Genomic DNA, 7,867 nt, shown 5'->3' with positions numbered 1-7,867 from the left:
CATCGAAGAGGGTCTGAGGCGTCAAAAGTAGTTCTGCTGAAGCATCCGCGGGGCCTTGGGGAACATGAGCCCCGCATCCGGAGAAGACGCGGGCGGGGCTCCCCCGTCGCGGGAATTTGCACAGAAGGGAACACCCAGATGAGTTCGTTGTCGCTGACCTTGATCGGTGCCGCAAGAGAGGCGTCCGAGGCCCAGGTCCCGGGTCTGGTGGATCACGAGTTCGCCTCACGACTCGCGGCTAAGGACCACACCCTCTGGGGACAAGCCGCGGAAGGTGAAGCGTGCCAGCGACTCGGCTGGGTGTCCCCCTTCGAATCCTCACGCCCGCTGGTGGAGCAGATTGCTCAGCTGCGTCGCGAGTTGAGCGATGAAGGGGTCGACCGCGTGGTGCTCGCCGGCATGGGAGGCTCCTCCCTGGCTCCAGAAGTCATCTGCGCCACCGCAGGTGTGGACTTGGTCGTTCTAGATTCGACTGATCCCAAGCAGGTCGCGGCAGCATTGAACCACCTCGAACGGACCGTGCTCGTAGTGTCCTCGAAGTCCGGTTCCACTGTCGAGACTGACTCACAGCGCAGAATCGTCCAGCACGCGTTCCATGAAGCCGGTATCGACCCGTTCCGCCGCACCGTAGTCGTCACCGATCCTGGGTCCCCTATGAACGAGCAGGCCCGCGAGCAGGGTGTCCGCGCGGTCTTCGAGGCTGACCCCTCTGTCGGCGGACGGTACTCAGCGCTCACAGCCTTCGGTCTGGTACCAGCCGGTTTGGCGGGTGCAGACATCGACGGTCTCCTGGACGAGGCAGAAAGCGCCGTGGACCTACTCATCGAGGACGACGCCGCCAACCCGGGACTGCAGTTGGGAGCAGCCATTGGGGGAAGCTCCCCATTGCGCGACAAGCTCATCATTGCAGACGACGGTTCCCCTCTAGTGGGCTTGGGGGCTTGGATCGAACAACTCGTCGCTGAGTCCACCGGTAAAGCAGGCACCGGACTCCTTCCGGTGATAGTGGCTGACGGTGAACCTGAGCTCACACGCGATGCCGACGATTCCTTGGTCGTCCAGATCGTAGACGCCGATGCTGAAGATGGAGCGTCGGTTGATGGAGATCCCATTGACACTGTGGTCTCGCCTCACGTGGTGCGCACTGGTGGGAGCCTCGGCGCTCAGTTCCTACTCTGGGAGGTCGCCACAGCGGTGGCAGGGTCTCTCCTCGGCATTAACCCCTTCGACCAACCGGACGTAGAATCCGCCAAAGTCGCGGCTCGTAGTCTGCTGGACTCCCCAGCGCCTGTTTCCGGCGAACCTGTCATCGACCGGGCTGTAGAGATTCGTGCGTCCGGTGATGACACGCTGTTGTCGGCAGCAGAGGTGACAGTTCCTCATGCAGTGAAGGCGTTGCTGGATCGGGTACCCGAAAACGGCTACCTTGCCGTCATGGCCTACCTGGATCGAATCTCTGAGAGTCACCTCGAGGAGCTGCGACCGCAGCTGTCAACATTGTGCGGTCGGCCAGTGACTTTCGGCTGGGGGCCCAGGTTCCTGCACTCCACGGGTCAGTTCCACAAAGGTGGCCCCGCGGTAGGCGCCTTCCTTCAGATCACGACCTCGGCCGACGAGGACGTCGCTGTTCCGGACCGTCCCTTCACACTCGATGAGCTCATCACCGCCCAAGCCAATGGTGACGCGCAAGTACTGGCGGATCACGGACGACCCGTGCTGCAGCTTCACCTCAGTGACCGTGACTCGGGTATCGCCCAAGTCATCGACGCGATTACGACACTGGCTTCATGAGCAGCGGCGTTCACGGAGACCCCCTGGCATCCGCCCTTGCGCGAGGGCCGCAGAGAGGCCACACTTCCGGTAATGGATCGCGGCCTGCGGGCGACTGCGCCATGGTGATGTTCGGTGTCACCGGGGACCTGGCGCGGAAGAAACTGCTGCCCGCCCTCTACGATCTTGCCAATCGCGGCCGGCTTCCGGAGAGCTTCAGTCTGGTCGGCTTTGGTCGACGCGACTGGGACGACGCTGAGTTTGCGCGTCAGGTCAAAGGCCACGTTCAAGAGCGAGCTCGCACAGACTTTCACGAAGAAGTATGGGAGAAGCTATCCGCGGGGTTGAGATTCATCAAGGCCGACGGCTTCGAGGACGATGAGGCCTACCAGCGCCTGGGGCAGGTCCTGATTGACCTCCAGGACGAGCGCGGCACCGGGGGTAATCATGCGTTCTACTTGTCCATCCCCCCCAACTCCTTTGAGACGGTCTGTCAGAAGCTCTCCAGTCACGGATTGGCTCGCCGCTCACAGTCTCCTGAGGATCCCTGGTCGCGGGTGATCATTGAGAAGCCTTTCGGGCATGACGAGTGCTCAGCCCATGAGCTCAATCAAGCTGTCGAACGCGTATTCGCCTCCGATGATGTTTTCCGGATCGACCACTACCTGGGTAAAGAGACAGTCCAGAATCTCTTGGCCCTACGGTTCGCCAACCAGCTTTTTGAACCTTTGTGGAACAATCAGCACATCGATCACGTCCAGATCACGATGGCTGAGAACATCGGCATTGAGGGCAGAGCCAGCTACTACGACGGTGTCGGCGCTGCCCGGGATGTCATCCAGAACCACCTCCTCCAGCTGTTGGCGCTCACCGCCATGGAGGAGCCGATCAGCTTCGATGCCGATCATCTCCGGCGCGAGAAGGAAAAGGTCCTGGAGGCCGTGCAGGTCCCATCTGATCTCGGAGCAGCCAGTGCCCGCGGCCAGTACGACGCCGGCACCCAAGATGGCAGCGACGTGGTGGGCTTCCTGCAGGAAGAGGGTTTCGACCCCGAGTCCACCACGGAGACCTATGCGGCATTCAAACTGGACATCCACACCCGGCGCTGGGACGGCGTTCCGTTCTATCTGCGCAGCGGTAAACGTCTGGGAAAACGTGTCACAGAGATTGTCGTGATGTTCAAGAGAGCTCCTAATCTGCTCTTCACTGAGGCCGATGAGAACCAGTTTGGTCAGAACGCCCTGATTATCCGAATCCAACCCAATGAGGGCGCCACCCTGCGCCTGGCTTCCAAAGTGCCCGGGACGGGGATGGAGATCCGTGACGTCGACATGGACTTCAGCTACGGACGGTCATTCACTGAGGAGTCGCCCGAAGCCTATGAGCGACTCATCCTTGACGTTCTGCTGGGCGAGCCGCCACTGTTTCCTCGGCACAGGGAAGTGGAGCTCTCATGGCGGATCCTCGATCCGTTCATCCAGCGCTGGGAGTCCATGGACGAGCAGCCTGAGCCCTACAGCCCAGGCTCGTGGGGTCCTGACTCTGCTCACGAACTGCTCAGCCGCGACGGCCGGTCGTGGAGGGTTCCTTGAGCCTGAGCCCTTAGGCTGACGAGCGCACTTCACAAGACTTCGAGAACCAAGGTTGGTGACATGGGACCCACACTCAACGCTGAGACAGCAGACCCTCAGATTGAAATCTTCAATGACCGGGCGGCAGTCACACAGGCAATCGCTCAGAATCTCCTGAGAGTTGTCACAGAGGTCCTCGGCGAGCAGGAGCTTGCGCATGTTTCACTGACAGGCGGCGGTGCAGGAATTGCGACCCTCGAGGCTGTAGCGGACTTGCTCAGAGACGGCTCCGGCACCGGGCCGGAGTGGTCCAGAGTCCACTTCTGGTGGGGTGATGAGCGTCTACTGCCCCGCGGCGAGGCAGACAGGAACGAAACGCAGGCACGCGAGGCGTTGCTCGACTATCTCGTCACCGAACACGGGCTGCCCGAGACGAATATTCACGCGATGCCCACGTCTGAAGAGGCCGCGCATCCTGCTGCTGGGGCAAAGATGTACGCTCAGGAGCTGGAGCGCTGCGCACCCGAAGGCGGGATACCGGGGCCCCATGGCGCACTTAATATGCCCGAGATCGATGTGATGCTGCTGGGTGTCGGACCCGATGGTCACATCAACAGTCTTTTCCCGGGGAAAGAATCTCTGAGCGTGGTGGGCCAGAGCACCACCGGTGAAGATGACGCCCCGCAGCGGCTGGGCCCTCCGATGCGTGTGACTCTGACGTTCGATGCTGTCCACACCGCCAAACGAGTGTGGACAGCCGTCACCGGTCAGGACAAGGCCGACGCGGCTGTTAGAGCTTTCGCCGCCGAGCCTGATGTTTCAGAGGTACCGGCCGCCAACGCAAGGGGTAGACACCAGACAGTCTGGCACCTGGACCGGGCCGCAGCAGAACAGCTCAATCAGGCGTAGCCTGGGAGGCCCTACCAGGAACCGGTTGTCTGGATCAGCAGGGCCAGCGTCACGATAATGAGGCCCCATACAATACCCAGCACGATGGTCAACCGAGTCAAGTTCCGTTCAGCTACGCCGGAAGAGCCCAGTGACGAGGTGATGCCGCCGCCGAACATGTCAGACATGCCACCGCCACGTCCCTTGTGCAACAGGATCAGCAGAATCAGAAGCAGGCTGATCACCAGGAGGGCGACCTGAAGCCCGATGGTCATTGCGGTCACATGCGGCCTTTCGTGGACTATCAGCAGAATTTGCGCGGCTACAAGCCTAGCAGGAGTCTGGGCTGAACTACGCGTTGATGTGCTTTTCGAACTGAGCGATCTTGGCGAATTCTTCGGCGTCCAGGGATGCACCTCCGACGAGGGCTCCGTCGACGTCTGGACCACCAAGAATTGCCGCCACGTTGCTCGACTTCACCGAGCCACCGTAGAGAATCCGAATGGAGTCAGCGAAGCCGGGGCTGTAGAGCTCCGCTAGTCTGGAGCGAATGGCCTGAGCCAGTTCCTGCGCGTCCTCGGGTCCGGCCGTCTTACCAGTTCCGATGGCCCATACGGGTTCATAGGCGATCACCAGGTTACTGAGCTGATCAGAGGTGAAGCTCTTCAAGGCCGCTTCAACCTGAGACAGTGTGTGGGCCACATGCTCCCCTGCCTCTCGCACCTCTAAGCCTTCGCCCACACACAGTAGCGGTGTCAGCCCGTGTCGAAGAGCTGCCTCAATCTTGGCGTGGACTACCTCGTCACCTTCGCGGTGAATTTCCCGGCGTTCTGAGTGCCCGATGAGCACCTGGGTACAGCCGAGCTTGGTGAGGAACGCCCCGGGAATGTCACCGGTGTACGCTCCCGAGTCTTCAGGCGAGAGATCCTGTGCGCCGTAGACCAGCGAGAGTTTGTCGCCCGCGACGAGTGTTTGGACACTGCGCAGGTCCGTAAACGGTGGGAAGACAGAAACTTCGACACGCTCATAGTCGTGGCTGGCGTCGTCCAGGGTCCATGCGAGTTTCTGGACCAACGCGATGGCTTGGATGTGGTCCATATTCATTTTCCAGTTGCCGGCAATCAGTGGCCGACGGACGAACGCCCCATCCTGTGTGGTGGTCATGCTGCTCCTAAAGCGTCGATTCCGGGGAGGTTCTTTCCCTCGAGGTACTCCAGAGACGCGCCGCCTCCGGTTGAGATGTGGCCAAACTCGGACTCATCGAACCCGAGGGCGCGCACAGCGGCGGCGGAGTCTCCGCCACCTACTACAGTGAACCCCGGGCTCTCGGTCAACGCCCGAGCCACCGCCTCCGTTCCCTTAGCGAATGCCTCCATCTCGAATACCCCCATAGGGCCATTCCAAAACACAGTTTTGGACCGTGCGATCTCCGCAGCGAAGAGTGCTGCTGACTCCGGCCCGATATCCAAACCTAGCGCCTCCGCTCCGTGAGTGCCCGACTCAAGGGACTCGAGGGGAAGGACCTCGTGCTCGGCATCTGCAGCGAAGCGCGAAGCCATCACCATGTCCGTGGGGAAGAGAATCTTAGTGCTGTGGCGCTTAGCCAACTCCAAAAGCCCAGTGACGGACTCATCGGTCAACAAATCAGTCTCCACCAGCGATTTGCCAATCCCATAACCCATGATGGCTTTAGCCAGGGTGAATACCATTCCACCCCCGATAATGACACTGTCGGCCTTAGGAATGAGGTTTTCGATGACAGCGATCTTGTCCGAGACCTTGGATCCGCCCAACACCACCGTGTAGGGGCGTTCAGGAGACTGCGTGAGTGTCTTCAGGACTTCGAGCTCAGCGGCGACGAGGTCCCCTTGGTACGCCGGAAGTTTCGCGGCAATGTCAAAGACGGAGGCGTGCTTGCGGTGAACTGCCCCAAAGGCATCGTTCACAAACGCCCCGGAGGTACCGGCGAGGTCGGCGAGTTCACCAGCCAGTTCACTGCGCGCTTGATCGTCCTTGGACGTTTCCCGCGGGTCAAACCTGACGTTTTCCAGGAGCAGGATCTCCCCCGGCTCGAGAGCCTCGGCTGAGGCTTGAGCTGCGGCGCCGACGAGGTCCTCGGCACGCTTGACTGTCACTCGAGACAGCTCATTCATGCGGGCTGCTACCGGCGCCAAAGAGAATTCTGGGTTGGGTTCGCCCTTGGGTCTGCCGAGGTGCGCGGTGACGAGGACCTTCGCACCGGCCGCAGCGAGTTTCTCCAGCACAGGCAGTGAGGCACGAATCCGGCCGTCATCCCCTACGACACCCTGGGACAGGGGTACGTTGAGGTCAGAACGGACCAGGACAGTACGGCCGGAGACACCTTCGGCCAGCAGATCATCGAGAGTCGATGCAGTCATTGTTCGCGAGCATTCCCTTCTCATCGCTCCGAGCTGAGCCGGGTACCCGGCTAGGTCTCCTCAGAGTTTACTGGCAACGTGCTCGGTCATCTTCACAAGTCGTGAAGAGTAGCCGTACTCGTTGTCGTACCAGGAGAACACCTTGACTGTGTGGCCGATCACTTTGGTCAACGGCGCGTCAAAGATCGACGCATGCGGGTCACCAATGATGTCAGAGGAAACGATCGGGTCCTCGTTGTAGGCCAGCGCCCCGGCCATGGGGCCTTCAGCCGCACGCTTGAATGCCGCGTTGACCTCGTCGATGGTGACTCCATCCTTGGCGACGGTAACAGTAAGGTCGGTGCCTGACCCGGTGATGACTGGGACCCGCACCGCGAAGCCGTCGAGCTTGCCGTCAACTTCTGGGATCACTGAGCCGATAGCGGCCGCTGCGCCGGTGGAGGTCGGAACCATATTATTGGCAGCTGCTCGGGCACGGCGCTGATCGCTGTGCGGGGCATCGTGCAGCCGCTGATCGCCTGTATATGCGTGAACAGTAGTCATCAGACCCTCGACGATGCCGAACTCGTCGTTGAGGACCTTGACCAGTGGTGCCAGGCAGTTGGTGGTGCAGGAGGCATTGGAGATTACTGTGTGGTTCTGCGGATCGTATGTGTCTTCGTTGATTCCGGGGACGAAGGTGCCGTCCACTCCCTTGCCAGGCGCAGAGATGATCACCTTTTTTGCGCCGGCTTCGATGTGCTTGCTTGCGGCTTCCTTCGTGGCGAAGAAACCGGTGCTCTCGATGACAATATCGACACCGAGGTCTCCCCAAGGGAGGTTTGCTGGATCTCGGTCAGACAGCAGTTTGATGCGACGTTCGCCGATCACGAGGGAGTCGCCCTCCAGTGTCACCTCGCTTGGAAAACGACCCATTATGGAGTCGTACTTTGTCAGGTTCACGAGAGCTGCCGGATCGGTGAGGTCGTTGATCGCCACGAGCTCCAGATCGGATCCCTGGGCCTCCAACACACGCAGCACATTGCGTCCGATGCGTCCGAATCCGTTGATTGCGATCTTTGTCGCCATAGATTTTTCCTTCCGTTTCCGGCTCGAGGTGCGCCTGCCGCCACACAGCACCCCGAAAAGTGCTGAGAAACAGGTTGGGGATCAGCGGCGCCGGATACTTATCCCAGCGCTGCTGACCCCCAACAACTTCGTTGTTCTCAGGTGTAGCTGCAGAACGTGTTCAGTTTTCTT

Annotated in this window: 7 protein-coding genes; 3 read left to right on the top strand and 4 right to left on the bottom strand. The window is 60.5% G+C overall.

Annotation, left to right across the window (positions count from 1 at the left end):
- Positions 1-138 precede the first annotated feature (138 nt).
- From FH975_RS01065 to pgl, 3 genes are read left to right on the top strand one after another with little or no spacing between them, the layout of a single operon-like run.
- The gene (locus tag FH975_RS01065; RefSeq protein WP_162319671.1) at positions 139-1,791 is read left to right on the top strand and encodes a glucose-6-phosphate isomerase; all 1,653 of its coding nucleotides are present in this window, start codon (positions 139-141) and stop codon (positions 1,789-1,791) included.
- Entirely contained in the window at positions 1,788-3,362 is a 1,575-nt protein-coding gene (gene zwf, locus FH975_RS01060; RefSeq protein WP_162319670.1) for a glucose-6-phosphate dehydrogenase, read from the top strand. Before FH975_RS01065 ends, zwf begins: the two co-directional genes overlap by 4 nt.
- Positions 3,363-3,422: 60 nt before the next feature.
- Positions 3,423-4,250, top strand: coding sequence for a 6-phosphogluconolactonase (pgl, locus tag FH975_RS01055; protein ID WP_162319669.1), 828 nt, complete (start codon positions 3,423-3,425; stop codon positions 4,248-4,250).
- Between the two features lie 11 nt (positions 4,251-4,261).
- On the opposite strand, the gene secG is transcribed toward pgl, so the two are convergent.
- The 4 genes from secG to gap form a co-directional block, all read right to left on the bottom strand.
- Positions 4,262-4,504, bottom strand: a complete 243-nt coding sequence (secG, locus tag FH975_RS01050; protein WP_202922934.1) for a preprotein translocase subunit SecG — start codon at positions 4,502-4,504, stop codon at positions 4,262-4,264.
- Positions 4,505-4,580: 76 nt separating this feature from the next.
- Positions 4,581-5,393 carry a triose-phosphate isomerase gene (tpiA, locus tag FH975_RS01045; protein ID WP_153077522.1) on the bottom strand — a complete coding sequence of 271 codons (813 nt, stop codon included), beginning with the start codon at positions 5,391-5,393 and terminating at the stop codon, positions 4,581-4,583.
- The gene (locus FH975_RS01040) at positions 5,390-6,628 is read right to left on the bottom strand and encodes a phosphoglycerate kinase (protein WP_162319668.1); all 1,239 of its coding nucleotides are present in this window, start codon (positions 6,626-6,628) and stop codon (positions 5,390-5,392) included. The genes tpiA and FH975_RS01040 overlap by 4 nt, the downstream gene beginning before the upstream one ends.
- Positions 6,629-6,688: 60 nt before the next feature.
- Positions 6,689-7,696, bottom strand: a complete 1,008-nt coding sequence (gene gap, locus FH975_RS01035) for a type I glyceraldehyde-3-phosphate dehydrogenase (RefSeq protein ID WP_153077520.1) — start codon at positions 7,694-7,696, stop codon at positions 6,689-6,691.
- Positions 7,697-7,867 lie beyond the last annotated feature (171 nt).

Origin of the sequence: Nesterenkonia haasae, assembly GCF_010119385.1 — a bacterium.
Taxonomy (GTDB): domain Bacteria; phylum Actinomycetota; class Actinomycetes; order Actinomycetales; family Micrococcaceae; genus Nesterenkonia; species Nesterenkonia haasae.
This window is presented reverse-complemented; position numbering and strand designations above follow the sequence as displayed.